We start from the raw sequence: 26,083 nt of genomic DNA, 5'->3' as shown, positions 1-26,083 counted from the left end.
GCTGGCGTCGCAACGGTACGGTACTTAGTTGTACTCGTACACCGCGGTCTTGTTGCTGCTGTCCAGCATGCGGTAGCCGAACAGGAAGCCGCGCGTCGTGGTCGTCGTGAAGGCCGGCACCGCGGCATTCACCACCACGGACGTCGCCCCCTTCGGCACCGGCGTCGAAGCACCCCAGTTACCCTTGGTGTCGACCGTCACCTGCACGTTGCCGATCTGCTCGGCGGCGGCATTCTGCGCCCAGTCCGCGCTCAGCGATGCCTGCGCACCGTTCAGGCCGCCGTTGCCCGGGTCGAGCGCCGCCAGCGTCGTGCTGCCCGGCGTGTTCCATGCCAGGTTGACGCCTTGCGTGGCCTGCACCAGGTCGGTCAGCAGGGTCTTGTTGTAGGTGTAGGTCGGCGTGGCGCTGGTGCCGTAGAACAGCTCGACCTGGTAGCGCGTGCCCTTGACCACCAGCGCCGGGTTGGAACCGTCGCCGGACTGCGCCCACACGGTATTGCCGGTGATGCCCGAATTGTTGGCCGGGTTGGCCGCCAGCGTGGTGGCGCTGCCGCCGCTGACGCCGGCGGTACGGTAGAGCCAGAAGTTGGGGCAGTTGTAGGACGGCTGGCTGGCGCTCGGCGAGTTGCCGCAGCGCAGCGGCGCCGTCGGCGGCGTGGCGCTCAGCGCGGACAGGATCGCGGTGATGTCGCCGCTCGTGTTGCTGACGTCCATGTAGGACTGCCCGCTTTCTGCCGCGACCGGCGCCACGTACACGACGCCGCCCGACGGCAGGCCCGGACCGGTCACGCGCGCGAAGTTGAGCGGGTTGCCGTTGCCATCCACGCTGCCCGGCCCCATCGCATTGATCGAGAACTGCAGGCCGCTCTGGAAGCGGCTGAAGTTGCCCGTGTTGCTGGCATTGAGCTGCTGCACGCGGCGGATCAGCGTCTTGAGCGAGACGTCGACCGGTTGCTGGTTGCCGGTCAGCCACCAATTGCTGGCATGCGCGCTGGTGGCACTGTTGGGGATGCTGCGGGCCAGCGTGATGAAGTTGCCGGGATTGCCGTTGCCATCGGCATACTTGATGTTCAGCACGGCCTCGTCCTGCCCGGAAGCGGAGTTCGCGGCGGGATAGAAAGCCATCACCTCGGGCACGCCGAAACGGGCCCCGGTCATGCTGTCGGCGGTCAGCGTGTTGAACAGGAACTGGCCGGCCTGGTAGCCGTTGTGCAGGAAATCCACGCCAGCCGCATTGCTGCTCGATGCCGTGAGGTTCTGGCAGGCCCCGGCGACGGATGTCACCGAAGGGCCGCCCTGCGCGGCGGGAATGGTGGTATCCGTGGCCAGCACGCGCTGGCTGGCCGGCAGTGCGAAGCAGCTGCTCAGGGCCTGGGCGACCGCCTGGATGGCCTGCGGGAGGCTGGCCACGCCGGCGGCCGGCGCGCTCAGCGTGCCGCCTGCGCTGGTGGCGGTGGCCAGGGTGATCGGCGTCGGATTGTCCACCGTGGCCAGGGCGGCCTTGCCGGTGGCCGGGTCCTTGACCACCTTGACGATGTCGAGCAACTGGTCGGCCGTGTTGCCGGCGCCGGAGGCGGTCGCGGCCGTGATGGCGGTGGTGAACGGATCGTAGCCCGCCGGCGCGCCGATGGCGGCCAGCACGCTGCTCAACTGCGCCACCACGTTGGCGATGGTCTGCTTGAGTGCCGCGGCATCCACGGTGCCGCCGCTGACCAGGGTGAGCGCATTGCCATCCGGCGCCAGTTGGGCGGCGATCGCCGTGGTCAGCGGCGTGGCGTTGACCGTCAGCGCCGCGCCGGCAGCCGGCGTGGTGGTGCTGACGCTGACCAGGGGCTGGGTGTTGCCGGTGGGATCGGTGACGACGATGAAGAACGGCGCCGCTTCGCCCGCCTTGAGCGTGCAGGTGTAGGTACCGAAGGCACTGGTGGTGATGCTCGATTCCTGGCAGGGCGAATTGCCGCTGCTGTCCGTCACCGCCACGTTCGCGTTGGCCAGCGCGCTGCCGGTGGCCGCGGTACCGCTCAAGGTGGCCGCCGCCGCCGGCGTAGCGCTGGTCGTGGTGGTGGTGGTGCCGCCATCGCCGCCGCATGCCGACAGCGCCAGCACCGCGGCGCCGCCCAAGGCGGCGCCGATGCTCTGAATAGGTCTGCTCACTGGACTTCTCCCTGAAGTTGGCTCTTCACTCGTCTTGTTGATTTCCGCTATCCGGCCGCGCGAACGCCCCGGACAAGACGGTCTACGGAGCGCGCAGGCGACTCCTTGAGTGATATTTGAAAGTCGCGTCGTATGCGCCACTTTTTATGTATGGCAAGCATCACATCAGTGAAACGAGAGCTGATGGACATGCCATGCGGGAAGCGCCGCCAGGCGCAATGCGCACGATGGCGAGCGTTTGCCCTCGCCCCGCGGCGCGCCCGCACGGCGCGGCCGGCTCCGGCCGGTTTCCGTGATTCCGTGGACTACAGCAACCCTAGCTGCCGCGCGATCGCCACGGCCTGGGTGCGGTTGCTGGCGCGCAGCTTGGCGCTGATATTGCGCAGGTGGGTGCGCACCGTGGTCTCGGACACGAACAGGCGCTCGGCCATGGCCACGTTGGAGAAGCCCTCGGCAAGCAGGTGCAGCACCTTCTCCTCCTTGGGGGTCAGCGGCTCGGGCAGCGCCGCACGCGTGGGCGCCGCCTGCGGGGCCGCCGCCTGCTCAGCGGACCGCTCCGGCGCGCAGGCCTGCAGCAGGCGCTGGGCATAAGCGGCGGGCAAGGTGTCGCCGGCGTCCTGCACCGCCTGCGCGGCGAGACGCCGTGCCACCTCGCCTTCGTCGGCGACGATGCGCACGAAGCCTTCGGTGGCACAGAAGCGCACCGTCTCCGCCATCGCCTCGCGCGCCCTGGCCTCGTCGCCCTCGCGCTCCCACGCCACGGCCTGCAGCACGCGCAGCTTCAGCGCGCGCCGCATCAGCTCGCCGCGGCGGGCCGCGGCGAGCTCGCGCGTGATGGCCTCGCGCGCGGCCGGCCCTGGCCCGTTGGCGAGATCCAGGCGCAACTGCGCCAGCGCGACATTCTCCACGTCGTTGGCGAATGAAGTCACGCCGGCGCGCGTCTTCCACAGGTCCGGATCGCTGGCGCGCTGCAGCGCATCGGCCGCCGCATGCCGGTTGCCTTGCAGCAGGGCCAGCCGGCCGCGCTCCAGCAAGGCGCTCTGCACCAGGCGCGGCAGGCTGCGATGATGGCCGAGATGCTCCAGGCCGGCGAGCCACTGGTAGGCCTGGTCGGCCTCGCCGCGCTCGAAGGCGATGCGCGCCAGCACGATATGGCCGGAGATGATCTGATCGGGCAGGCCCAGGTCGCGCGCCAGCGGCACATAGACGTTGAGCAGGCGCTCGGCGCGCTCGCAGTGGTTGCTTTCGTAAAGCGCCTCGGCCAGCAGCAGGCAGGCCATGGCATTGCCGTTGGTCGGTCCGTAGCGGTTGGGCAGCATGGTGCTGGCGGCCACGCGGAAGCGCGCCAGCGCCTGTTGCAGGCGCCCTTGCCGCAGGTCGATCAGGCCCTCCACCGACTCCGAGAAGATCTTGTTGAAGTTGCTGTCCGAACCATGCACCGCCTGGCGGGCCAGCGCCAGCAGGCGGCGTGCCTCGCGGTAGTCGCCCCTGACCGCGGCCAGCCGTGCCATGGAGGTGGCCAGGATGGAATCGGGAAACGGATAGCCCATCGGCAGGGGCAGCGGATCGTCGCGGCTGGCGGCGCGCGCCTCGTCGAAGCGGTCCATCATGTGCAGCAGCATATGGCGCAGCGCGCGCACGTGGGCTTGCACCTCGGGCTCGCACGCGCCCGGGTCGATGGCCTGCAGCAGCGCGATGGCATCGGACGGCCCCCGCGTGAAGGACACCGCCCACACCTGCGCGATCTGCAGCTTGGGCCATGCGGCCAGCCCGCCGGCTGGCACCGAGCCCAGCCAGCGCGCCAGCAGGCGCATGCGGCCCTGCGCCAGCAGGTCGTCGACATTGTCGCGCAGCAGCGGCAGCGCGCGGCCGCTGTCGCCGGCGGCCAGCGCATGCTCGATGGCGGGCACCGGCCGGCCCTGCGTGGCGAACCATTGCGAAGCCGCCAGATGCATCGCCGGCAGCTGGTCCGGCCCGGCAGCGGCCGGCTGCGCGCGCAGGAAATCCGAGAACAGGCTGTGGTAGCGGTACCAGCGCGCGGGTCCGCCCGCGACGGCGGCAGGGCCGCCGGCTGCCTCGCGGGCACCGTCGAGCGGGATCAGGAACAGGTTGGCGCGCTCCAGCCAGGCCAGGATCTCGGCGCTGTCTCGCGCCTCCCCGGCGGCCGCGCGCAGCGCATCGCACAGCGGCGCACTCAGCTCGTCGAGGACGGCCGTGCGCAACAGGAAGCCGCGCACCGCCTGCGGCAGGTGCAGGAAGACGTCTTCGAGCAGGTAGTCGGCGATGGCCGCGTCGGTACCCGAGAAGCCGGCGATGAAGGCATCCGGGTGCGGGCGCCGCTCCAGCGCCACCGAGGCCAGCCACAGTGCCGTGGCCCAGCCTTCCGTGCGCCGGTGCAGGCTGTTCACCGCCGCGGCCGGCAGCTCCAGGCCGCGCGCCCGCACCAGGAAGGCGGCGCTTTCCGCGGCGGTGAAGCGCAGCTCGGCCGGTTCGATCTCCAGCAGTTCGCCGCGCGCGCGCAGCCGCCCCAGGCCGCGCTGCGGCACCCAGCGGCTGCCGAGCACCAGGCGCGCGCCGTGGGGCAGCGCTTCCACCAGCTGCCACAGCAGGTCGGTCACGGCCGGATCCTGGATCGCCTCGAAGTCGTCCAGGAACAATGCGAAACGGCCATCCTTCCCGCCCAGCCCCGCCATGCGGTCGATCAGGGCCAGTGCGCGCTCGCCGGCCGAACGCCCGGCGGCGGTCCGCGCGCGCGGCCGGCCGGCGGCGCGCCGCATCTGGTCGAAGGCGGCCTCGAGCGAGGCGAGGAACCTGCCGACGTCGTTGTCGGCACGATCGAGCGTCAGCCAGGCAGTGGGCACCCCGCCCGCCTCCAGGCGCGCCCTGCACTGCAGCATCGCCGTGGTCTTGCCGAAGCCGGCCGGTGCCCGCACCAGTACCAGCTTGACGAAGTCGGCCGCGCATACGCACTCGCAGATCCGCTCGCGCTGCACCTGGTATGGACTCGGCACGGGCGGACGGAGCTTCGCCAGCAATGCTGCGCCACTCCTGTCCGGGGCCGTGCGCCCACTGGTCTCCTCGCTACTCGCCATGCGCCATTCGCCGTGTCGCCGCGCGGCCTTGCCGCGCCATCCGTGCCATCTCGTCGGGTCAGTTCATCGCGCGGCCGGGCATGCCGGCCTGCGCGGGGAAAGACCGGAGGGCCGAAGGGCCGCCCTGTGCCGGCCGGCTTCCATCTTGTCGAACCAAGGATTATGGCGTAAATCCGCCCGAGGCAGCGGACACGGGCCGCGCTCACACCAGCTTGCTGCCGCGCCCCTCCCAGTAGCGGTCGCGCAGCAGGCGCTTGAGCAGCTTGCCGGTGGGCAGGCGCGGCAGTTCCGGCACGAAGTCCACCGAACGCGGGCACTTGATGGCGGACAGCTGCGCGCGGCAGAAGGCCACCAGCTCCTCGGCCAGGGCCGGGCCGGCCTGCGCCATGTCGAGCGGCTGCACCACCGCCTTGACCTCCTCGCCGAAATCGTCGTTGGGCACGCCGATGACCGCGACGTCCAGCACCTTGGGGTGGGTCATCAGCAGGTTCTCCGCTTCCTGCGGGTAGATATTGACCCCGCCGGAGATGATCATATTGGCCTGGCGGTCGGTCAGGAACAGGTAGCCGTCCGCGTCGAGGTAGCCGATGTCGCCCAGCGTGGTCCAGCCGGCCTGGTGCGGATGGCGCGCCTGCGCGGTCTTGTCCGGGTCGTTGTGGTACTGGAAGCTGCGCCCGTCGGCGAAGTAGATGATGCCCGGCTCGCCGGGCGGCAGCACCTCGCCGCCGTCGTCGCAGATGCGCAGCGTGCCGATCGACGCGCGACCCACGGTGCCCTTGCGTGCCATCCACTCCTGCGAGTCGACCGAGGTCGAGCCGTTGCCTTCGGTGCCGGCGTAGTACTCCCAGATGATCGGACCCCACCAGCCGATCATCTGCTCCTTGACCTGCACCGGGCACGGCGCGGCGGCATGCACGGCGAAGCGCAGCGAGGACAGGTCGTAGCGCTCGCGCGCCGCCTGCGGCAGCTTCAGCATCCGCGAGAACATGGTCGGTACCAGCTGGGTGTGGGTGATGCGGTGCGCCTGCACCAGCTGCAGGTACTGCTCGGCATCGAAATGATCCATCACCACCGAGGTGCCGCCCAGCGCCTGCACCGCCAGGTTGTAGCGCAGCGGCGCCGCATGGTACAGCGGCGCCGGCGACAGGTAGCGCGAGTCGGCGCTGAAGCCGTAGCGGCCGCGGCACAGCTCGACCAGCGAGGTCGGGGCATCGATGCGGGGATCGGCGGGCGGCGAGAACACGCCCTTGGGCCGGCCCGTGGTGCCGGACGAATAGAGCATGTCGCCGCCGGTGGTCTCGTCCTCGATGCGCCAGGCCGGGTACTGTGCCAGCGTGGTCTCGTAGGCGTCGTAGCCGTCGATGGTGCCGTCCATCATCAGCAGCGCGCGCAGGCCGGGCAGGCGCGTGGCGAGCTCGCGCGCGGTGGCGGCCTGGGCATGGGTGGTCACCAGCAGCTGCGCCCCGCTGTCCTGCACGATGTAGGCGGCCTCGGCGGCGGTCAGGCGCGTGCTGATGCAGACGTAGATGATGCCCGAACGCTGCGCGCCCCAGCACAGTTCGAACAGGCGCGGGTGGTTCTCCATCAGGAACGCCACGCGGTCGCCCGGGCGCAGCCCGAGGTCGCGCAACAGCCGGGCCACCTGGTTGGAACGTTCGTCGAGCTCCCGGTAGGTGACGGTGGCGCCGGACGACATGATCACCGCCGGTTTCTCCGGGCTGCGCTGCGCATGGACATACGGATGCATGGAACCTCTCCTCGGCTAGGTCTGGCGGGCCGCGACGGCCGTTGCGGGCATTCTCGGCAGCGCACCCCGGCGCCGGCATCGTCGGAAGCGACGATCGCGCCGATGCTGCGCCGCGCCATGCGCGGCCGCCGGGCGCGCCGCGCCGGCCGGGATTCGTCGCAACCGACGATGCGGGCCGCCGCCGCACCGGGATAATGGCCGGATGCCGCGGCATGCCCGAGTGCCGCGCCCAACCCGTGGAGGACAGCGGTGGATTTCCAATTCAGCGAAGAACAGGCGATGCTGCGCGACACGCTGGCGCGCTTCCTGGCCGACCACTATGACTTCGAGGCGCGCCAGGCCGGCGTGCATTCGGCCGCCGGCTGGCGGCCGGCCATCTGGAAGGCGCTCGCCAGCCAGCTCGGGCTGCTGGGCGCCGGGCTGCCGGAGCGCTTCGGCGGCCTGGGCGGCGGCGCCGTGGAACATGCGATCGTGATGGAGCTGTTCGGCCGCCACCTGGTGGTCGAGCCCTACCTGTCCAGCATCGTGCTGGGCGCGGGCGCACTGGCCGAAGGCAGTCCGGCGCTGGCGCAGGCCTGGGTGCCGGCGCTGATCGGCGGCGAGGCGGTGGCCGCCTGGGCCCACGCCGAGCCGGCCGGCCGCTACTGCCTGAGCGACGTGCAGACCCGCGCCGAACGGCAGGGCCAGGGCTGGCGCCTGTCCGGCCGCAAGCGCGGCGTGGTGGCCGCGCCCTGGGCCACCCATTTCGTCGTCAGCGCACGCAGCGCCGGCGCGCGCCGCGATAGCGACGGCATCAGCCTGTTCTGGATTCCGCGCGAAGCGCGCGGCCTGAGCCTGCGCGAGTACCCGACCATCGACGGCGCCCGCGCCGCCGAGCTCGACCTCGACCAGGTCGAGGTCGGCGCCGCCGACGTCATCGGCGAAGCCGGCGCCGCCTTCGCGCTGGTCGAGCACCTGAACGACCAGGCGCTGGCCGCGCTGGCCGCGGAGGCCGCCGGCGCCATGCAGCGCATGCTCGCCGACACCGTGGACTACGCGCGCCAGCGCAAGCAGTTCGGCGTGCCGATCGGCACCTTCCAGGCGCTGCAGCACCGCATGGCCGATATGTACGTGCAGGCCGAGCAGGCCTCGGCGCTGAGCCTGGTGGCCGCGATGCAGGCCGGCGCCTCGCCACGCGAGCGCGCGCTGGCGGCCAGCGCGGCCAAGGCCCAGGCCGGCCTGGGCGGCAAGTTCGTCGGCCAGGCCGCGGTGCAGATCCATGGCGGCATGGGCGTCACCGAGGAACTGGCGGTGGGGCACTACTTCAAGCGCGTCACCGCGATCGACCTGCAGCATGGCTCGGCCGAACACCACCTGCGCCGCTACGCCGACCTGCTCTATCCCGCCGGCGCGACCGGCCTGGCGCACGCTGCCTGAACGCCGCCTGGGCGTCTGCCTGGGCGTCTGCCTGGGCGCGGCCCGACCGCACCGCATACCACCGGATGAGGCCGGACACGACCGGCCCCATCCGCCAGAACCGAACGAGGCCTGACCATGCAACTCGAATTCTCCGCCGAAGAGCTGCAGTTCCGCGACGAAGTGCGCGCCTGGATCGACGACGCCTACGACGATGAACTCAAGACCCTGATGGCCCAGTCGAAGAACGGCTATCTCGACAAGGCCGGGCAGGTGCGCTGGCAGAAGAAGCTGCACGCGCGCGGCTGGGCCGCGCCGAACTGGCCGCGCGAATACGGCGGCCCCGGCTGGACGCCGGCGCAGCGCTACATCTTCCAGGCGGAGACCGCCGCGGCGGGCTGCCCGACGGTATCGCCGATGGGCCTGAAGATGGTGGCGCCGGTGATCATGAAGTTCGGCACGCCCGAACAGAAGGCGCGCTTCCTGCCGCCCATCCTGAGCTCGGACGTGTGGTGGTGCCAGGGCTACTCGGAACCCAATTCGGGCTCGGACCTGGCCTCGCTGCAGATGCGCGCCGACCACGGCCGCGATGCGCAGGGCGAGCACTACGTGCTGAACGGCTCCAAGATCTGGACCACGCACGCGCAGTGGGCCGACTGGATGTTCTGCCTGGTGCGCACCGGCCGCGAGGCACGGCGCCAGGACGGCATCAGCTTCGTGCTGGTCGACATGCGCACGCCCGGCATCACGGTGTCGCCGCTGCCGACGCTGGACGGGCCGGTGCCGGGCCAGCAGGAGGTCAACCAGGTCTTCTTCGAGAACGTGCGCGTGCCGGTGGAGAACCGCATCGGCGAGGAAGGCATGGGCTGGACCTACGCCAAGTACCTGCTCGAATTCGAGCGCGGCGGCAGCCATGCGCCGACGCTGCGCCAGCAGCTCGGCAAGGTCGCCCGCATCGCCGCCGACCAGCCGGGCGACGGCGGCGGCACCGTGCTGGACGATCCCGCCTTCCGCCGCAAGCTGGCCGAGCTGCACCTGCGCGCCGCCGCGCTCGAGGCAGTGGAGCTGCGCATCTTCTCCGGCGTGGCCTCGGGCACTTCGATCGGCGCCGCCTCCAGCATGCTCAAACTGGTCGGCACCGATACGCTGCAGGCCATCAGCGAACTGGCCGTCGAGGCCGCCGGCCCCGATGCGCTGCCCTTCGTGCAGGACACCTGGGCCGAGGTGCAGGGCCGCCCGGCGGCCCCGCGCGTCGGACCGGACTACGCCGGGCCGGTCGCGCCGCGCTACTTCAACTATCGCAAGGCCTCGATCTACGCAGGCTCCAACGAGATCCAGCGCAATATCATCGCCAAGCTCGTGCTCGGGCTGTGAAGGCGGGCCGGCGCTGCCGGCCTGCCCTCCTCCCCCATCTCGGCGCCCCCCTCGCCCCCCTCAGGCGTCCCCCTCAGGCGCCGCAGGCCTCGAGGGCATCGGCGCGCAGGGCATCCGCCTTCAGCCGCAGGCGCAGCGCGATGTCCGCGCCGCGCTGCTCGGCCACCCGTTCGACGAAGGCGGTGCGCGCCGGCTCCTCCAGCGTGGCCACGTGAGCGGCTTCGCACAGGAGCTGCCAGGCCGCCGGCTGCCCGGCGAACTGGCTGCGCCGGCCCAGCAGCACGCGGTCGATGGTGGCCGTGATATCCGCCTGGCCCGGGCCTTGTCCTGGTGTCCTGCCTTGCATGGTTCCCTCCCTCTGCGTCATGTCTTCCGTTCCACCTGCGTGCCCCGCGGCCGCCTGCCCCTGCTCATGCCCCCGGCACCGCCGACGCCTCGGCCAGCAACAGCCTGGATCCCAGCCTGCGCGCGGCGTACACGGCCTCGCCCTTGTTGCGCGCGCGCAGGCGGCGGTAGACCATGCGTGCATGGGTCTTCACGGTCGCCATCGAGATATTGAGCATGCGGCTGATGGTCTTGAGCGGATACCCGCGCGACAGCAGCACCAGGACCTCGTACTGACGGACCGTCAGCTGCAGCCGGTGCGCTTCGGCGATGATCCAGCGCCGGTCCTTGCCCGCACCTTGTCCGGCATCGGCACTTCCGTCCGCATCGTCGACTTCGCGCGCCGCATCCGGGGCGCCGCGGGCACCGCCCTGGCCGAGCACGCCGGCGAGACAGCGCTGGATCGCGACCTCGATCACGGCGGGCTCGGCCGAGCGGGCCGCCCACGACAAGCGGCCGGCCACCGGCGCGGCCGGCATCTGGCCCGGCGAGGACAGATCGGCCAGCAGCAGCACATGGCGGGCGCCGATGATGCGGCAGATCAGCTTGAACATCTCTTCGCCCCGGGGATCCCAGCGCGCCACGCCGAGCACCAGCATCACCTCGTCGCGGGGGGCGGTATAGCCGCCGAGCAGGTCGACCAGTTCCACGCAGAGAACCTGCTGGATGCCGGGCGTCGCCAGCAGCATCTGTTGCAGGGCGATGCGCAGCAGCGGGCTGGACTCCAGCAGCAGGGCATTCATGGCATACCGCCATCTGCGCAAGCGATTCTCGTTTGCATGGCTCACCCCTCGGTACAGGTTGGGCTGTGAGGACATCGGCAACACGGCCATCGTCTTCTCTCTGCAAACCTCATGCCCAAACGCTCGTGGCGTGGCGGCGTGCCTGCGCGGGGTCGCTTGCATGGCCGGAGGGCCGCGCCGGGGCTGGCTTGGCGGCATGCAACCCCTCGTTGTCCGGGCGTCTCGTTGCTTGCCTGTTGGCGGTGGGGGGATGTTACGGGTTACGTGACGCGTTACGGGGGGCGAGGCGATGGCGTGTTTTGGCTCTCGTGGCTTGGCGCTTGTCGTGTGGGTTCGAGCGGTGTCGGTGTGTGGGGCAACGGCCTGTTTCGGCTCTCGTGTCTTGGTGCTTGTCTTCGGGCGGTGTCGGTGTGCGAGACAACGGCCTGTTTCGGCTCTCGTGTCTTGGTGCTTGTCTTCGGGCGGTGTCGGTGTGCGAGACAACGGCCTGTTTCGACTCCCCTGCGGGGAGCCGACCTACTTTCTTTGTCTCGCCAAAGAAAGTAGGCAAAGAAAGGCGACCCGGGTGCGGCGAAACCCCCTCGCGAATTAGCCCCGGCCGCCGCGCCCGTCCGAACTCGCGGCCTGCGGCCGCTCAGACAGCGGACGGGCTTCATCGGCGGCCGGGGCTAATTCGCGAGGCGCCGCACACGGGAGGGAAAGGCCAACCGTTGGTATGCGAGCGGGCTCGCTTTTGCATAACGGCCAGGTTTGCTGAGCCTTTGTGTTCGGCCAGCTGCTGGCCGAACACCCCCACCCGAAGCGAAGCGAGGCGTGGCGTCTGTTCCCTGCCGTGTGCGGCGCCTCGCGGGCTGAGGCAAAGAGCGGAAAAGAGGGCCCCCTGTCTGAGGATCGCCTTAAGGCGATCCGAGTTGGGGCCCGGCCGCTCTTTGCCTCAGCACGCGAGGGGGGGTTGAGCCGCACCCGGCGCGCCTTCTTTGCCTACTTTCTTGGGCAAGACCAAGAAAGTAGGTCGGCTCCCCCGCAGGGGGAGTCGAAACAGGCCGTTGCCTCGCAAACCAACACCGCCCGAAGACAAGCGACAAGGCATCGAGTCACGCGTGCATTGGTGTGCGGCCAGCAAGCTGGCCGAACACAGCCCACCCGAAGCGCAGCGAGGCGTGGCATCTGTTCCCTGCCGTGTGCGGCGCCTCGCGTGCTGAGGCAAAGAGCGGAAAAGAGGGCCCCCTGTCTGAGGATCGCCTTAAGGCGATCCGAGTTGGGGCCCGGCCGCTCTTTGCCTCAGCACGCGAGGGGGTTTTAAGCCGCACCCGGCGCGCCTTCTTTGCCTACTTTCTTGGGCAAGATCAAGAAAGTAGGTCGGCTCCCCCGCAGGGGGAGTCGAAACAGGTCGTTGCCTCGCGACCCGGCACCGCTCGAACCCACGCGACAAGCGCCAAGTTACGACGGTTGGCCGGCTCCCCGCAGGGGAGTCGAAACAGGCCGTTGCCTCGCCCCACCGGCAGGCACCACGTGGCATCCGACCTCGGATCGCGCCTCAGTTGACGCGCCGTGACAGCCCTTCCCAATAGGGCTCGCGCAACTTGCGCCGCAGCAGCTTGCCAGACGGATTGCGCGGCAGCGCATCGACGAACTCGATGGTCTTGGGGATCTTGAAGCCAGCCAGGCGCTGGCGCGCCCAAGCGATAATGGCATCGCGATCCGGCTCCACGCCGGGACGCGGCACCACGATGGCCTTGACCGCCTCGCCCCATTTCTCGTCGGGCACGCCGATCACGGCCACGTCGGCCACCTGCGGATGGCCGTAGATGGCACTCTCGACCTCGGCGGGGTACACGTTCTCGCCCCCGCTGATGATCATGTCCTTGACCCGGTCGTGGATATAGACGTAGCCATCGGCATCGAGGTAGCCGGCATCGCCGGTGCGCAGCCAGCCGTCGGCGTCGATGGTGCGCGCGGTTTCGTCGGGCTGTTTCCAGTAGCCAGCCATGTTCTGCGGCGAGCGGATCATCAGTTCTCCGACCTCGCCCGGCGCAAGATGCCGGCCTTCCCAGTCGACCACCACCACCTCGGAGCCCGGCAGCGGCTTGCCGGCGGCGCGCATGCGCGGCACGTCTTCCGTGGTGTGGTCCTCGGGTGGCAGGGCCACCACCGTACCGGTGGTCTCGGTCATGCCGTACTGCTGCACGAAGCCGCAGCCGAATACTTCGAGACCCTCGCGCAGCAGCGCGGCGGGAATGGGCGCGGCGCCGTACAGCAGGTACTTCAGGCGCGAGTAGTCGACCTGCCGCGCGCGCGGATCGCGCAGCACGATCTGCATGGCGGCGGGCACCAGGAACAGCTTGCTGACGCGGTCGCGCTCGATGAAGTCGAGCACCGCACGCGGGTCGAACTCGCGCGCGATCACACCCTTGGCGCCGGACAGCAGGTTGCGCAGCCCCCAGCCAGAGCCGCCGATATGCGCGACCGGCATCGCCACCAGCGAGACATCGTCGGCGCTCCAGCGCGACCACGGGATGTTCTCCATCTCGCTGGCAAGAGTGCCGGCGGTGAGGTTGCGGTGCGTCAGCATCGCCCCCTTGGGCCGCCCCGTGGTACCCGAGGTATAGAGCTGCAGCACCACGTCATGCGGCGCCGCCTCGTGCGCGAGCGGGTCGGCGGGCTGCGCGTCGCGCCAGCCGGCGTAGTCCGCCCACCCGGGCTCGCCGCCTTCCATGGCGAACACCTTGCGCACCAGCGGCAGGCCGGGCAGCAGTTCGCGCACCAGCGCCGAGGATTCGGGGCCCGCGAACAGCATCGCCGCGTCGCAGTGGCCGGCGATGAAGGCCACCTCGGGCGGCGCCAGGCGCCAGCTCACCGGCACCATGACGGCGCCGAGCTTGCCCGCGCCCAGCAGCAGCTCGAAGTAGTGGTCGCTGTTCTTGCCGACATAGGCGATGCGGTCTCCCGCGCGCACGCCGTCTGCCTGCAGCGCGCGCGCGACCTGATCGGTGTGGCGGTCGAGCTCCGTATAGGTGGTGTGGCGGCCTTCGAAGTCATAGGCGACCGCCGCGCCGCGCGTGCGGGCGAAATGGCGCACCGCCGCCGGCAGCGTCGCCAGGTAGTTGTAGTCCATCCGGGTCTCCCTTGCTGTGCGCGCGGGCCGCGCGCAGGCTGCGGCGGAGCGCCGCCCCGCCGTGCCACGGATCGCGCTCAGCGCGGCGCCATGCGGATGGCGCCGTCCAGCCGCACTGCTTCCCCGTTGAAATAGCCGTTGCGGCACATCTCGACCGCCAGCGAGGCGAACTCTTCCGGCTGGCCCAGGCGCTTGGGGTACGGCACCGAGGCGGCCAGCGCGGCCTTGACGTTCTCCGGCGCGCCCTGCAGCAGCGGCGTGTTGAAGATGCCCGGCAGGATGGTGTTGACACGGATGCCTTCGCCGGAGAGATCGCGCGCGATCGGCAGCGTCATGCCGACCACGCCGGCCTTCGAGGCGGAGTAGGCGGCCTGCCCGATCTGGCCGTCCTGGGCCGCCACCGAGGCGGTGTTGATGATCACGCCGCGGTCGTCGCCGCGCGCGTCCAGCGTCAGCATGCCGGCGGCGGAGCGGGCGATGCAGCGGAAGGTGCCGATCAGGTTGATCTGGATGATGCGCTCGAAGGCGTCCGAGGGGAAGAACTTGATCTGGTCGGGCGCTTCCTTGGCGCGCGAGGCGGTCTTGAAGGCGTTGCCGGTACCCGCGCAGTTGACCAGGATGCGCTCCTGGCCGATGGCCGCGCGTGCCTTGGCGAAGCCTGCCTCGACCTGTTCTTCCGAGGTGACATCGACGCGGCAGAACACGCCGCCGAGCTCACGCGCCACTGCCTCGCCCTTCTCCGCGTTCAGGTCGAACAGGGCCACGCGCACGCCGTGCGCGGCCAGCGCGCGCGCGGTCGCTTCGCCCAGGCCGGAGGCACCGCCGGTCACCACCGCGGACACCGATGCATTGAGTTCCATACCGTCTCCAGGGGGCGGCACGCCGCTGGCGTGCCGCCGGTGTTGTAGGAGCCGGCAGCCGCCGCCATGGACGCCGCTGCCGGACTGGTATGGAGATTCGGGGATCGGCGCATTGCCCGCATCGTCGGAAGCGACGAATGCGGGAAGCCCGCGCGGCGCGGCACCGCCGCGCCGTCGCGCGCGTCAGCCGCAGGCCTTGCCGTGATCGGCCTTGAAGCCCTGCGAGGTCGCCTGCGACTCGCTCATGTACTGCCCGTGCTTGGTCCTGCCGTACCACTTGGTGCCCGGGCAGTGATACACCTTGGAATCGGTGTTGGCCCAGACCTGGCCGGGGCCGCCGCCGGGGGCCGCCGCCGGCATGGCCTTGGCTGCCGGCTTGGCTGCGGGAGCCGGAGCGGCAGCGGCCGGTGCGGGCGCCGCCGGTGCGGCGGGTGCTGCAGCCGCCGGAGCCGGTGCGGCGCCACTGGCCTTCGGCGCGCTGGCGCCGTACCAGTCCTTCACGCCACCGTGGTGCGCGCAGGCACCATGCTTGCTGGCGCCGTAATAGCTGGAACCGTCCTTGCAGGTACCGGTCGGGGCCTGGCCGGCCGCCGGGGCGCCCTGCGCCAGGACGGCCTGGCCGCCTGCGGCGGCGAACAGCAGCGCGGCCAGCAGGCCGGCGCGGTACCAGGATCGTGGAGAGCCAGCGGGTCGCTGGGCGGAAGACGCTTGGCGCATAGGGGGAACTCCTGCAGTGGGCTACGGTTGAGCCGGACACGACTGCACCTGGGCGAATGCGGGACCGCCGCGAAGCGGCGCGCCGCACGCCGGCAGGCGCGTGCCGGGGCGCGCCTCCCATGGCGAGAACGGCGCGCGGGCGACTGCCGTTGACGTTGTCGCGCCCGGAGGGGCGAGAAAGCCGCGAGGACGGGGACAATGTGCGTCATGCGGTCCCTGCGCCGACGCGCGCCGCTTCCTGCGCTACAGTGACGGAGATGCCCGTGCCGGGTGCTGGATAACCTCCACCACGGCCACGGGCGCCGATACGCCATACCTCATGCGGAAACTCCTGTCGTCTCTCCTGTCCTGTCGCGCGATCTCCCTGCTGGCCACGCTGGCCCTGTTCGCCTGCCTGCCCCTGCCGGCCACGGCCGCACCGCCGACGCTGGCGGCACTGACCGGCACCGCCGTCCCGGCCGCGTCGCAGCCCGCCGCGCCCGCCAGCGAGGCACTGGCGCAATCGCTGGATCAGGTGATCGGCACGCTGCAGAACGACAAGCAGCGCGAGGCCCTGGTCGGCCAGTTGCAAGCCGTGCGCAAAGGACTGGCGGCATCGGCCGTGCCGGCCAGCGCCGCGCAGCCGGCCGGGGCCGGCCTGATCGGCGCACTGGCCGAGGCCATGGACCACGTCGACGCCCGGCTGCGCGTCAACGATCGCGGGCCCTGGCACTACTGGACCTGGCGCCTCGGCTTCGCCGCCGAGGAATGGCAGGCGGCGGTGACCGCGCACGGCACGCGCAGCGCGCTCGACTCGCTGCGCGAGTTCAGCCTGGTCATCGCCGCCTGGGCGCTGACCGGCTGGCTGCTGTGGGAGCTGGCGCGGCGCCTGCGCGACCGGCGGCTCGGCCCCGCGGCGCATGCCCAGCTGCCGGCGCTTCCCTCCTGGCTCGATGTCAGCTTCTACATGCTGCGCCGCATCGGCCCGTGGGTGGCGGCCTTCGTGCTGACCTTCCTGCTGGCCTATCGCGCCTTCGCCCGTTCCCCGGCCAGCGTGGCGGCGCTGCTGGTGGCCTACAGCATTCTCGCCGGCGCGGTGCTGTCGGCCACCTGCCAGGTGATCTTCACCGTGTTCCGCACCGCCCACCGCAACCACGCGATCCGCGACCTGCTGGTGCACGCGCCACGCCTGCTGTACCCCTGCGGCGCGCTGGCGGCGCTGGGCGATGCCGCCACCGACGGCCGCGTGATCAACGCGCTGGGCATCAACCTGGCCGCCCTGCTGGGCACCACGGCGAACATCGCGGCGGCGCTGCTGATCGGCTACTTCAGCCTGCGTTTCCGGCGCCCGGTCGGCCAACTGATCAGCCACCGGCCGCTGGCCTTCCGCCAGGACCACCCGGCCGTGGTCGACCTGCTGCGCATCGCCGGCAGCGCCTGGCACGTGCCGGTGCTCGCGGTGGTGGTCGCTTCGGTGTTCGGCACCGTGCTCGCCAGCGGCCATGCCGACGAATTCCTGCGCCGCACGGTGGCGTCGGTGGCGTTGTTCGTGGCCGCCCTGCTGCTGACCCTGGTCAGCGGCCGCTCGCCCAAGGCCGCGCACCGCGCGCCGCGCATCCGCGACCGGCGGCGCTCGGCCTACCTGGCCCGTTTCGGCAAGTTCGCGCTGACCCTGGTGCGGCTGCTGATCTGGTGTGGCTTCATCGAGCTGGCCGGCCGCGTCTGGGACGTCTCGGCGCTGGACCTGATGCGCGCTTCGCCGCTGGGCCGGCGCATCGGCGAAGCGGTGGCCAGCGTGACCGGTACCGTGCTGCTGACCTGGCTGCTCTGGCTGCTGATCGACACCGCCACCACCCAGCTGCTGTCTCCCACGCACGGCCGTGGCGCGCAGCCCAGCCTGCGCGCCAAGACCATCCTGCCGCTGGTGCGCAACGCGCTGCTGGTGATGCTGCTGACGGTCGCCCTGATCGCCGTGCTGGCCAACCTGGGCGTCAACGTCACGCCGCTGCTGGCCGGCGCCGGCGTGGTCGGCCTGGCGATCGGCTTCGGCGCGCAGAGCCTGGTGCAGGACCTGATCACCGGCCTGTTCATCGTCATCGAGGACTCCATCGCCATCGGTGACTCGATCGAGCTGCCCGACCACGCGGGCGCGGTCGAAGCCATGACCATCCGCACCGTCAAGCTGCGCGACGGCAAGGGCGCCGTACACGTGCTGCCCTACAGCCAGATCAAGGCCATCAAGAACCTGTCGCGCGGCTACGCCTACGCCGTGATGAGTATCGGCATCGCCCCGGACAGCGACCTCGACCGCGCGCTGCAGCTGATCCGGGAGGCCGGCGCCGAAGTGGCCCGCGAGTACCGGCACTCGCGCAAGCTCCTGTCCGGCCTGGACGTGCTCGGCCTGGACCAGCTCGGGCCGAATGGTCCGGTGGTGCTGGCCCAGTTCAAGACACAGCCGCTGATGCAGTCGGAGGTCACGCGCGCCTTCAATGCCCGCCTCAAGCGGAAGTTCGATGAGAACGGCATCGGCCTGGCCACGCAGCAGATGGTGGTACGCATGGCCACGCCGGCCGGAGACGGTGCCGCGCCACAGGAGGCTCCACAGGAGGCCCCACAGGAGGCGCCGCAGACCAAGGCCGCCCGGGCGACGCAGCCCGCGCCGGCGGCAAGGGATACTGGGACCGCTGCGACGACCGATGCTGCGACCGATGCTGCGACCGGTGCTGCGGCACGCGGCAAGGCAGCCAAAGTTCGGGGTGCGTCGAAAATATGACGAAAGGCTCTCACGCGTGCACCCTGCCCCGCCCCACTGTTGCCGGTACGCCATAGCCACCTCCGCCCGGCTCGCGAAACAATTTGAGGAATCGGATAGTCGACGCTAACATGGCCGGGCGCCGCGGGGACGGCGCACGGCACCGGACCGGTGCACCCTTCCCGCCCCCCGATTCGAGGAAGGTGTGCCGGTTACCAACGCCACGCAGAAGCGAAGCCCCGGACGCCCGTGCGCACGTCCGCGGCAGGCTGCCACCCGTCTGTGGCAGAACGAGGCAACGCACACCGATAACAAAGGACCGTGGCGCCGGCCGGCCGCGGCGAATAAGAGTTGAGGAGGCGCCTTGCCTCCGGGGAAATCAAAATGGGTGAGCTTCCGTCGCCTGACGAGGACTTCCACCGCCTGGTGGATTCCATCTACGAGTCAGCCCTCGACGTCACCATGCTGCCCGAAGCGCTGGACCGCTTCTCGCAGTACACCTGCACCGATCACCCGCGCTACGTGGTCTGGGACAAGCTGGTGCGTGTCACGCGGCTCGGCATGACCCCGCACGGCAGTTTCTCGCCAGGCGGCAACGAACTCCCCGGCGCCTTGAGCGAAGGCGAGATCGCACCTGCCGGCGGCCCCGGCCTGCGCGAGCATGCCGACCTGGCCGCGGGCGTGCGGCTGTACGACAGCGACGAGGTGTGCGTGCTGATGAGCGGCGCGCGCTCCGGCCGCCAGGACCTGGACGAACAGCACCGCCACCGCCGCCTGACCCAGGTGCTGCCGCACTGGGCACGCGCCGCGCGCCTGCAGCAACGCAACGTCGAGCTGAGCGGCATGGCGGCGCTCGGGCTGGCCAGCCTGGACACGCTGGATTTCGGCGTGATGGTGCTGCAAGGCGATATGCGGGTGCGCTACTGCAACAGCTGGGCGGAAGCGCTGGTGCGGGCCGACGCCAACCTGGCCCTGGTGGACGGCAAGCTGCGCGCACGCGCGGATGCCCTGCAATCGGTGCTGCGCCAGCTGCTGGACGGCGCGGTGCAGGGCCGCGACGGCGGCGCCTCGGCGGGCTCCTGGATGCACGTCACCTCAGGCGGCCAGCCGGTGCCGCTGATCATGATGCCGCTGATATCGCGCCAGACCGTGGAAAGCGCCTGGCAGCTTCCGGTCGCCATGCTGCTGATGGGCAATTCCGAATCGCGCTCGGTGCTCGACACCTCGGTGCTCAGCTCGCTGTTCGGCCTGTCGCGCAAGGAGAGCATCGTCGCCATCCGCCTCGCCGCCGGCGAGACGCTGCAGGAGATTGCCGAGCGCGAATTCCTTTCGCCGCACACGGTACGCGTGCACATCCGCGACATCCTGCGCAAGACCGGCACGCACCGCCAGGCAGAACTGGTGCGGCTGCTGCACCTGCTGCCCGGCGTGGCGCTGGAGCGAGGCGGCGCCCCCGGCCTGCCGGCGCCGCGCGGCCGGCGCGGCGCCACCACCTGAGTTCCCGGCCCGCTCCTGCCTCCCGCCAACGCGTCGGGCTGCGCTAGCGTACCGCCGCGCAGGCAACCTGCACGAAGCGCCTGACCTGGCGCTCGTCGCCGTCCGGCCGTGTCGCCAGCGCGATGCCGATGCGCCCGGCCGGGCGCGGGCTCGACAGCGGCAGGAAGCGCACGCGCCGGTTGGCATAGCGTGCCGCCACGCTCGGCACCAGCGCCACGCCCAGCCCGCTTTCCACCAGGCTGACGATGGTCTGCACCTGCACCGCCTCCTGCGCCACGCGCGGCACGAAGCCGGCGCGCTGGCACAGCATCATGGTCACCGCATGGAGGTTGGGCACGTCGGCGCTGGGGTGCATGATGAAGGGCTCGTCCGCCAGTTCGCGCAAGGCCACCGCTTCGCGCTGCGCGAGCGGGCTGTCGGCGTGCACGGCCGCCAGGAAGACATCCTCCTCCAGCGGTGTCAGGGCGAAGGTGCCGGCGTTGAGGATGGGCACGCGCACCAGGCCGGCGTCGAGCTCATGCCGCTCCAGCCGCTCCAGGATGGCGGCCGTGGTGGACTCGTGCAGCACCAGTTCGATGCCGGGGTGGGCGGCGCGGAAGGCGGGAATCAGCTTGGGCAGCAAGGCATAGGTGGCGGAGCCGACGAAGCCCACGCGCAGCGCGCCGCGCTCCCCGTGCGCCGCCGCCAGCACCGCCGCGCGCGCCTGCCCGGCGTGGAACAGCGCGCGCCGCGCATCGTCCAGCGCGGCCTCGCCGGCCTGGGTCAGCCGCACGCCGCGCGACGTGCGCACGAACAGCGGCGTGCCGAGCTGTTCCTCCAGCCGGCGCATCGAGATCGACAAGGGCGGCTGCGCCATGTGCAGCCGCTCGGCGGCACGGTGGAAGTTGCCGGTCTCGGCCAGCGCGACGAACTGCTGCAGTTGGCGCAGATCCATGCTGATATCGCCTGAATATCGAAAGCTAAAAATCTAATATTAGACGCGATAGCCCCGCTGATCTACTCTTGGCCGACATCGCGACGCCGGCCCGGCGCCGCCCACAGACCGACAGGAGACAGGGCATGCAGCCACTCGCGGGCATCCGCGTGATCGATCTTTCCACCGTCGTCATGGGTCCTTACGCCAGCCAGTGGCTGGCCGACCTGGGCGCCGAAGTGATCAAGGTGGAGGCGCCCGGCGGCGATTCCACGCGCCGCACCGGTCCCGGCGCCGAGGCCGGCATGGCGGCCATCTTCCTGGGCGTCAACCGCAGCAAGAAAAGCGTGGTGCTCGACCTCAAGCAGCCCACCGCACAGGACGCGCTCGACCGCCTGCTGGCCGGCGCCGACGTATTCCTGCACAGCATGCGCCCGCAGAAACTCGGCGGCCTGGGCCTCGATCCGGCCGAGGTCATGGCGCGCCATCCGCGCCTCGTCTATGTCAGCCTGCTCGGCTTCGCCCAGGACGGCCCCTACGGCGGTCGCCCCGCCTACGACGACATCATCCAGGGCCTGTCCGGCAACGCCGCGCTGATGGCGGCACAGACCGGCTCGACGCGCTACTTCCCCACCATCGCCGCCGACAAGACCAGCGGACTGGTGGCGGCGCTGTCGATCGCCGCCGCGCTGGCCGGGCGGCCGGCGCGCGACGGACGCGGCACCCTGGTGGAAGTGCCGATGTTCGAGACGATGGCCGCCTTCAACCTCGTCGAGCATTTCTACGGCCGGCACTTCGAGCCGCCGCGCGCCCCGGCCGGCTACCCGCGCGTGCTGGCGCCGCTGCGCCGGCCCTACCAGAGCGCGGACGGCCACGTCTGCATGATGCCGTACACCGATGCCCACTGGCGCGACTTCTTCACCGCGGCGGGCCGCCCGGACCTGGCCGCCGACGCGCGCTTCGCCGACATCGGTGCACGCACGCGGCACATCGAGACCCTGTACGAGCTTACCGGCGAGATCGTGCGCAGCCGCACCACCGCCGCCTGGCTGGCGCTGTGCGAATCGCTGCAGATCCCGGTGGCCAAGGTCAACGGGCTGGACGAACTGCCCGACGATCCGCACCTGCAGGCGACCGGTTTCTTCTCCCGCCTGCAGGATCCCGCTCTCGGCACCCTGCGCTTTCCCGGCGCGCCGGTGCGTTTCGACGGTGAGCGCGGCGCGGTCGGCATGCCGCCCCGCCTGGGCGAGCATACCCGCGCCGAGCTGCTGGCCGCCGGGCTCGACGCGGCGCAGCTCGAGGCGCTGGTACGCAGCGGCGCGGCGGTCTGCGCCGGCGCGGGCAACGACAACGACAACGACAACGACAAGGAGACGACATGACGCCGATGCAGCTGCCCCGGCTGGGCCAGGGCTTCTACTGGCAGGACCTGAAGGAAGGCCAGGCCTTCCAGACCTTCGGCCGCACCGTGACCGAGACCGACCTGGTCAATTTCATCTCGGTGACCGGCATGCTGGAGGCCATCTTCATCGAGGACGGCTATGAGGCCGGCGCCATCCCCGGCCGCCCGGTGCCGGCGGCGCTGACCTATACGCTGATCGAGGGCTTCATCCTGCAGACCCTGATCCAGGGCACGGGCCTGGCCATGCTGGAACTGCAGCAGAAGATCCTCGCGCCGGTGGTGGTGGGCGACACCATCCGGGCCACGGTCACGGTCGACGCCATCCGCCCCACCTCGCGCAGCGGGCGCGCCGTGGTCGACTCGACCATCGAGGTCTTCAACCAGCGCGCAGAGAAGGTCATGACGTACGCGGCACGCCGGCTGCTGGCGGGCCGCTGAGGCCGCGCGGCGCCTCGCGGCGGTGCGCCGGCCACCCAACACAAGGAGGAGACACCCGATGCCCAACCGTAGAACCTGGCTGGCGGCCTCGCTCGCCACGCTGGCCACGCTCGGCCCCTGGACCGCCGGCGCCGCGCAGGCGGCCAGCGACTTCCCCGCCCACCCGATCCGCCTGGTCGTGCCCTTCCCCGCCGGCGGGCCGACCGACCTGGTCTCGCGCGTGATCGCGAAACAGATGAGCGAGAGCTTCGGCCAGCAGGTCATGGTCGACAACCGTCCCGGCGCCAACGGCAACATCGCCGCCGAGATGGTGGCCAAGGCCCCGGCGGACGGCTACACCGTGCTGTACAACACCTCGTCGATCGCGCTCAGTCCCGCGCTGTACCGCAAGCTCGCCTATGACGTGCGCCGCGACTTCGCCCCGGTGGCGCTGACCGCGGTGGTGCCGCTGGTGCTGGAGGTCAACGCCCAGCTGCCGGTGAACAACGTCAAGGAGTTCATCCAGTACGCCAAGGCCCATCCCGGCAAGCTGACCTACAGCTCGGCCGGCAACGGCAACGTCACCCACCTGGCCGCCTTCCTCTTCCTGCAGGCCAACGGACTCTCCGCCGTGCACGCACCCTACAAGGGCAGCGCGCCGGCGCTGAACGACCTGGTGGGCGGCCAGGTGCAGTTCATGACCGACACCATCAACTCGTCCCTGCCCTTCATCCGCGACAAGCGGCTCAAGGCCCTGGCGGTCACCAGCAGCGCGCGCAGCTCCCAGCTCCCCGAGGTGCCCACGGTAGGCGAGGCCGCGATGCCCGGCTTCGAGGTCGGTGCCTGGCAGGGCATGCTGGTGCCGGCGCACACGCCGGCCGAGGTGGTGCAGCGGCTCAATGCCGCGGTGATGAAGGCGCTGGCCTCGCCCGAACTGCGCGCCAGCCTGGCCGCGCAGGGGGCCGAGCCCCTCGGCTCGACGCCGGAAGCCTACGGCAAGTACCTGTCGCGCGAGATCGAGCGCTGGCACAAGGTGGTGAAGGACTCGGGCGTCACGCTGGACTGAACGCGGGCCGCGGGCCACGGGGGGGCAGGCCGTGGCCCGCCGGCGCGGTCTCAGGCGCCGTGGCCCTCGTCCCACAGCATCGCCCAGCACAGGCGCACCAGTTCCGCCTCGAAGGCAGCGGTACCGAGCAGGGGAGAACGCTCCAGCGAGGCGGCGCGCACGCTGCCGAACAGCGCCCGCGTCAGCACGTACATCTGGGCCGGCCCCGGCACGCGCAGGCCCGGCATCTCGAGCGCCTGCAACTGGGCGGCAAGGCGTTCCCCGGCCGCGCGCAGCGCGACCAGCGCATCCTCCTCCCGATCGTGGCGCCACGCCAGCCGCGCCAGCGCCCGTCCCGCCGCGCCTTCGCCGCCGAAGCTGCGCACGTAGGCCGCCACATAGGCCCGCAGCAGCGCGCGCATCCCTTGCCGGGCGGCATCGCCGCAAGGCGGGCCATCGCTGCGGCCAGCCAGCGCCTGCGCGCCCTGTGCGACCAGCTCGTCGAGCCTGGCCAGCGCGGCCTCGCGTTCCCGCTGGACCAGCGCCCGCACGATGGCATCGCGGTCCGGGAAATACTGGTAGAGCGTGCCGATCGACACGCCGGCGAGCTCGGCGATACGGTCGGTGGACGGCGCCGCGCCGTCCTCGTGCTCCTGCCCGGCCAGCAGCCGTGCGGCGGCATCCAGGATGGCATCGACGGTGAAGCGGGCACGTGATTGCGTGGGCTTGCGGCGCCGGGCGGGCTCGGCGGGAGGAGCGGCGGTGGACATCGGTTCGGGTCGGATCGAGCGGGTGGCGACCCGGCCGCGCTGCGGCGCAGCGGCAAGCGCGGCAGCCCGGACATGGACCGGGCCGGGGGCCGGGGCGAAACCTGAGGGGAAAGCGAGTAGGCAAGCGGGCCGCGTTGCCGCAGGATTGTCGCACACCGGCCGGCGCCGACCTCGCCCGGCCGTCCTGCTTCCCGACCGGCCACCATCGACCGCTACCACCAGCCACCACCTGCCGCCCCGCGATGTCCGCACCGACCGACCTCCCCGCCGCACCGGCCTCCCCCGCTCCCCTCTCCCCCCACGCCGGACCGCCGCTGCCCAGCGGCACGGGCCCTGCCTCCCACCAGGGCCAGCCCGCTTCGGTGCTGGTGGTGGGTGCAGGCATCGCCGGCCTGGCTGCCGCCTGGCATCTGGCCCAGGCCGGCCTGCGCGTGCGCGTGCTGGAAGCCGGCGATGCCCCGGGGGGGCGGATGAGCACAGTGGCAGCGGGACAGCACCTGTTCGAGCGCGGCGCCCAGTTCCTGTCGTCCGGCTATACGGCGGTGCCGCAGCTGGCCGCTGCCGTCGGGCTGGCGCCGGCGCGCCCGCTCGCCAGCACGGCCAGCGCCGTGGTGCGCGCCGGCCGGCCGCGCCGCCTGCGCGCCACCCATGCCACCGATCCGCTGCGCAGCGGCCTGCTCAGCACGGCCGAGTGGCTGCGCATGGGCATGGCGCTATGGGGCGTGCGCGGCCCGCTCGGCACCCTTGCGCTCAATGACCTGGGCGCCTGGGCCGACTTCGACCGCGAATCGGCCGCCACCTGGCTCGGGCGGCGGCGCGCCGGCGGCGCACTGGCCTATGTCAGCGAGCCGGTATTGCACGGCTTCTATTTCCTCGACCCCGAAACGACCTCGGCCGCACTGGCCTTGCAGGTGAGCGCCTTCGGCTGGCGCCGCCAGGCCACCACCGCCCTGGCCAGCGGCATGCAGAGCCTGCCGCACAAGCTGGCGCAGTCGCTGCCGGTCAGCTACGGCCACCGGGTCGAGCAGATCGTGCAGGACGGCCAGGGCGTGCGTGCCAGCGGGCCGGGCTTCGAGGCGCGCGCCGACTACCTGGTCTGCGCGATGCCCGCGCCACACGCCCGCCGCGCCTGGCGCGACGCCGACACGCTTGCGCGCCGGCTGATGGAAACGCCGTACAGCCGCACCATCAATCTCGGCCTCTTGACCCGTCCCGGCTTCCGCCCGCCCCCCGCCCTGCAGAACTTGTATGGCCTGCTCGTGCCGCGCACGGAGCGGCGTCACATTGCCGCCATCGCGCTGGAGGCCGGCAAGCTGGGACCCGCCCCGGACGGCGCGCAGGTGATCAATGTGATGCTCAGCGACAGCGCCGCGGCCGCGCGCCTGGGCGCCAGCGACGCCAGCGTGCTGGCCGACGTGCTGCCGGAACTGGAGGGGTATCTGCCGGGAATCTCGCACGCGCTGGCCGATTGCCTGGTGTCGCGCTGGGAACACGCGATGCCGTGCGCCGACGTCGGCCATGCGCGGGACGTGCAGGCCTACCGCACCCGCCGGCCGGCCGGCGGGCAGCGCGTCTTCCTGGCGGGCGACTACCTGAACGCGCCCTTCACCGACGCGGCCGCCCTCAGCGGCCAGTGGGCCGCGCAAGCACTGCTCGCGACCGCGGCCTTGCCGACGGCGGCCGCGCGCCGCGACTAAGCGGCCCTAAGCGGCCCTAAGCGGCCTTAA

General features: G+C 71.3%; 18 protein-coding genes. 8 read left to right on the top strand and 10 right to left on the bottom strand.

The annotated features are described in order from the left end of the window. Positions 1-24: 24 nt before the first annotated feature. From BKK79_RS28685 to BKK79_RS28675, 3 genes are all read right to left on the bottom strand, one after another. Positions 25-2,154: a hypothetical protein gene (locus BKK79_RS28685; protein ID WP_071039513.1), complete on the bottom strand. Its 2,130-nt coding sequence runs from the start codon at positions 2,152-2,154 to the stop codon at positions 25-27. 305 nt (positions 2,155-2,459) lie between these two features. Then, on the bottom strand, positions 2,460-5,246 hold the full coding sequence (locus BKK79_RS28680) for a LuxR C-terminal-related transcriptional regulator (RefSeq protein ID WP_071039512.1): 2,787 nt from the start codon (positions 5,244-5,246) through the stop codon (positions 2,460-2,462). A 202-nt stretch (positions 5,247-5,448) separates the two neighbouring features. Further along, positions 5,449-6,993, bottom strand: coding sequence for an AMP-binding protein (locus BKK79_RS28675; RefSeq protein ID WP_071039511.1), 1,545 nt, complete (start codon positions 6,991-6,993; stop codon positions 5,449-5,451). Positions 6,994-7,242: 249 nt separating this feature from the next. Here BKK79_RS28675 and BKK79_RS28670 point away from each other — a divergent pair, with 249 nt between their 5' ends. Continuing rightward, positions 7,243-8,409 (top strand): acyl-CoA dehydrogenase family protein, encoded by a 1,167-nt coding sequence (locus BKK79_RS28670; RefSeq protein WP_071016659.1) that lies wholly within the window; start codon positions 7,243-7,245, stop codon positions 8,407-8,409. Positions 8,410-8,526: 117 nt separating this feature from the next. Then, positions 8,527-9,762, top strand: a complete 1,236-nt coding sequence (locus tag BKK79_RS28665; RefSeq protein WP_071039510.1) for an acyl-CoA dehydrogenase family protein — start codon at positions 8,527-8,529, stop codon at positions 9,760-9,762. 73 nt (positions 9,763-9,835) lie between these two features. On the opposite strand, the gene BKK79_RS28660 is transcribed toward BKK79_RS28665, so the two are convergent. From BKK79_RS28660 to BKK79_RS28640, 5 genes are all read right to left on the bottom strand, one after another. Beyond that, positions 9,836-10,108, bottom strand: coding sequence for a DUF7696 family protein (locus BKK79_RS28660; RefSeq protein WP_071016662.1), 273 nt, complete (start codon positions 10,106-10,108; stop codon positions 9,836-9,838). Positions 10,109-10,172: 64 nt separating this feature from the next. Continuing rightward, positions 10,173-10,889: a helix-turn-helix transcriptional regulator gene (locus BKK79_RS41715; RefSeq protein ID WP_071016664.1), complete on the bottom strand. Its 717-nt coding sequence runs from the start codon at positions 10,887-10,889 to the stop codon at positions 10,173-10,175. A gap of 1,537 nt (positions 10,890-12,426) precedes the next feature. Continuing rightward, positions 12,427-14,004, bottom strand: a complete 1,578-nt coding sequence (locus BKK79_RS28650) for a fatty acid--CoA ligase (RefSeq protein WP_071016666.1) — start codon at positions 14,002-14,004, stop codon at positions 12,427-12,429. 77 nt (positions 14,005-14,081) lie between these two features. After that, a complete protein-coding gene (locus tag BKK79_RS28645; protein ID WP_071016668.1) occupies positions 14,082-14,864 on the bottom strand; it encodes an SDR family NAD(P)-dependent oxidoreductase in 783 nt (260 codons plus the stop codon). Positions 14,865-15,047: 183 nt separating this feature from the next. Continuing rightward, complete coding sequence (locus tag BKK79_RS28640) at positions 15,048-15,581, bottom strand: DUF3761 domain-containing protein (RefSeq protein WP_157128545.1); 534 nt, start codon at positions 15,579-15,581, stop codon at positions 15,048-15,050. Between the two features lie 319 nt (positions 15,582-15,900). Between BKK79_RS28640 and BKK79_RS28635 the strand changes: the two genes are divergently transcribed. Together BKK79_RS28635 and BKK79_RS28630 are read left to right on the top strand one after the other, a co-directional pair. Beyond that, positions 15,901-18,333, top strand: a complete 2,433-nt coding sequence (locus tag BKK79_RS28635; protein ID WP_071039509.1) for a mechanosensitive ion channel family protein — start codon at positions 15,901-15,903, stop codon at positions 18,331-18,333. A gap of 363 nt (positions 18,334-18,696) precedes the next feature. Beyond that, positions 18,697-19,809, top strand: coding sequence for a helix-turn-helix transcriptional regulator (locus BKK79_RS28630; protein ID WP_071016671.1), 1,113 nt, complete (start codon positions 18,697-18,699; stop codon positions 19,807-19,809). A 43-nt stretch (positions 19,810-19,852) separates the two neighbouring features. Here the strand turns inward: BKK79_RS28630 and BKK79_RS28625 are convergent, their stop codons facing one another. Then, on the bottom strand, positions 19,853-20,743 hold the full coding sequence (locus tag BKK79_RS28625) for a LysR substrate-binding domain-containing protein (RefSeq protein ID WP_071016673.1): 891 nt from the start codon (positions 20,741-20,743) through the stop codon (positions 19,853-19,855). A gap of 125 nt (positions 20,744-20,868) precedes the next feature. Between BKK79_RS28625 and BKK79_RS28620 the strand changes: the two genes are divergently transcribed. Genes BKK79_RS28620 through BKK79_RS28610 form a run of 3 tightly spaced genes read left to right on the top strand, consistent with a single transcriptional unit; the run spans position 20,869 to position 23,607 of the window. Next, complete coding sequence (locus tag BKK79_RS28620; RefSeq protein ID WP_071039508.1) at positions 20,869-22,104, top strand: CaiB/BaiF CoA transferase family protein; 1,236 nt, start codon at positions 20,869-20,871, stop codon at positions 22,102-22,104. Further along, positions 22,101-22,562 carry a MaoC family dehydratase gene (locus BKK79_RS28615; RefSeq protein ID WP_071039507.1) on the top strand — a complete coding sequence of 154 codons (462 nt, stop codon included), beginning with the start codon at positions 22,101-22,103 and terminating at the stop codon, positions 22,560-22,562. Before BKK79_RS28620 ends, BKK79_RS28615 begins: the two co-directional genes overlap by 4 nt. Positions 22,563-22,620: 58 nt before the next feature. Continuing rightward, positions 22,621-23,607, top strand: a complete 987-nt coding sequence (locus tag BKK79_RS28610; RefSeq protein ID WP_071039506.1) for a Bug family tripartite tricarboxylate transporter substrate binding protein — start codon at positions 22,621-22,623, stop codon at positions 23,605-23,607. 50 nt (positions 23,608-23,657) lie between these two features. Here the strand turns inward: BKK79_RS28610 and BKK79_RS28605 are convergent, their stop codons facing one another. Then, a complete protein-coding gene (locus tag BKK79_RS28605; protein WP_071016680.1) occupies positions 23,658-24,356 on the bottom strand; it encodes a TetR/AcrR family transcriptional regulator in 699 nt (232 codons plus the stop codon). Between the two features lie 242 nt (positions 24,357-24,598). Here BKK79_RS28605 and BKK79_RS28600 point away from each other — a divergent pair, with 242 nt between their 5' ends. Continuing rightward, positions 24,599-26,053: a protoporphyrinogen/coproporphyrinogen oxidase gene (locus BKK79_RS28600; protein WP_084085283.1), complete on the top strand. Its 1,455-nt coding sequence runs from the start codon at positions 24,599-24,601 to the stop codon at positions 26,051-26,053. Positions 26,054-26,083 lie beyond the last annotated feature (30 nt).

Origin of the sequence: Cupriavidus sp. USMAA2-4, from assembly GCF_001854305.1 — a bacterium.
GTDB classification, from domain to species: Bacteria; Pseudomonadota; Gammaproteobacteria; order Burkholderiales; family Burkholderiaceae; genus Cupriavidus; species Cupriavidus malaysiensis.
The sequence above is the reverse complement of the archived record's forward strand: the minus strand, read 5'-3'. Positions and strand labels throughout refer to the sequence as shown.

Excerpts from the sequence above, each read along its gene's own strand:
- BKK79_RS28625 (WP_071016673.1), bottom strand. The coding sequence starts at position 20,743 with ATGGATCTGCGCCAACTGCAGCAGTTCGTCGCGCTGGCCGAGACCGGC.
- BKK79_RS28665 (WP_071039510.1), top strand. The coding sequence starts at position 8,527 with ATGCAACTCGAATTCTCCGCCGAAGAGCTGCAGTTCCGCGACGAAGTG.
- BKK79_RS28620 (WP_071039508.1), top strand. The coding sequence starts at position 20,869 with ATGCAGCCACTCGCGGGCATCCGCGTGATCGATCTTTCCACCGTCGTC.
- BKK79_RS28600 (WP_084085283.1), top strand. The coding sequence starts at position 24,599 with ATGTCCGCACCGACCGACCTCCCCGCCGCACCGGCCTCCCCCGCTCCC.
- BKK79_RS41715 (WP_071016664.1), bottom strand. The coding sequence starts at position 10,889 with ATGAATGCCCTGCTGCTGGAGTCCAGCCCGCTGCTGCGCATCGCCCTG.
- BKK79_RS28630 (WP_071016671.1), top strand. The coding sequence starts at position 18,697 with ATGGGTGAGCTTCCGTCGCCTGACGAGGACTTCCACCGCCTGGTGGAT.
- BKK79_RS28660 (WP_071016662.1), bottom strand. The coding sequence starts at position 10,108 with ATGCAAGGCAGGACACCAGGACAAGGCCCGGGCCAGGCGGATATCACG.
- BKK79_RS28675 (WP_071039511.1), bottom strand. The coding sequence starts at position 6,993 with ATGCATCCGTATGTCCATGCGCAGCGCAGCCCGGAGAAACCGGCGGTG.
- BKK79_RS28635 (WP_071039509.1), top strand. The coding sequence starts at position 15,901 with ATGCGGAAACTCCTGTCGTCTCTCCTGTCCTGTCGCGCGATCTCCCTG.
- BKK79_RS28605 (WP_071016680.1), bottom strand. The coding sequence starts at position 24,356 with ATGTCCACCGCCGCTCCTCCCGCCGAGCCCGCCCGGCGCCGCAAGCCC.
- BKK79_RS28680 (WP_071039512.1), bottom strand. The coding sequence starts at position 5,246 with ATGGCGAGTAGCGAGGAGACCAGTGGGCGCACGGCCCCGGACAGGAGT.
- BKK79_RS28640 (WP_157128545.1), bottom strand. The coding sequence starts at position 15,581 with ATGCGCCAAGCGTCTTCCGCCCAGCGACCCGCTGGCTCTCCACGATCC.
- BKK79_RS28610 (WP_071039506.1), top strand. The coding sequence starts at position 22,621 with ATGCCCAACCGTAGAACCTGGCTGGCGGCCTCGCTCGCCACGCTGGCC.
- BKK79_RS28645 (WP_071016668.1), bottom strand. The coding sequence starts at position 14,864 with ATGGAACTCAATGCATCGGTGTCCGCGGTGGTGACCGGCGGTGCCTCC.
- BKK79_RS28615 (WP_071039507.1), top strand. The coding sequence starts at position 22,101 with ATGACGCCGATGCAGCTGCCCCGGCTGGGCCAGGGCTTCTACTGGCAG.
- BKK79_RS28650 (WP_071016666.1), bottom strand. The coding sequence starts at position 14,004 with ATGGACTACAACTACCTGGCGACGCTGCCGGCGGCGGTGCGCCATTTC.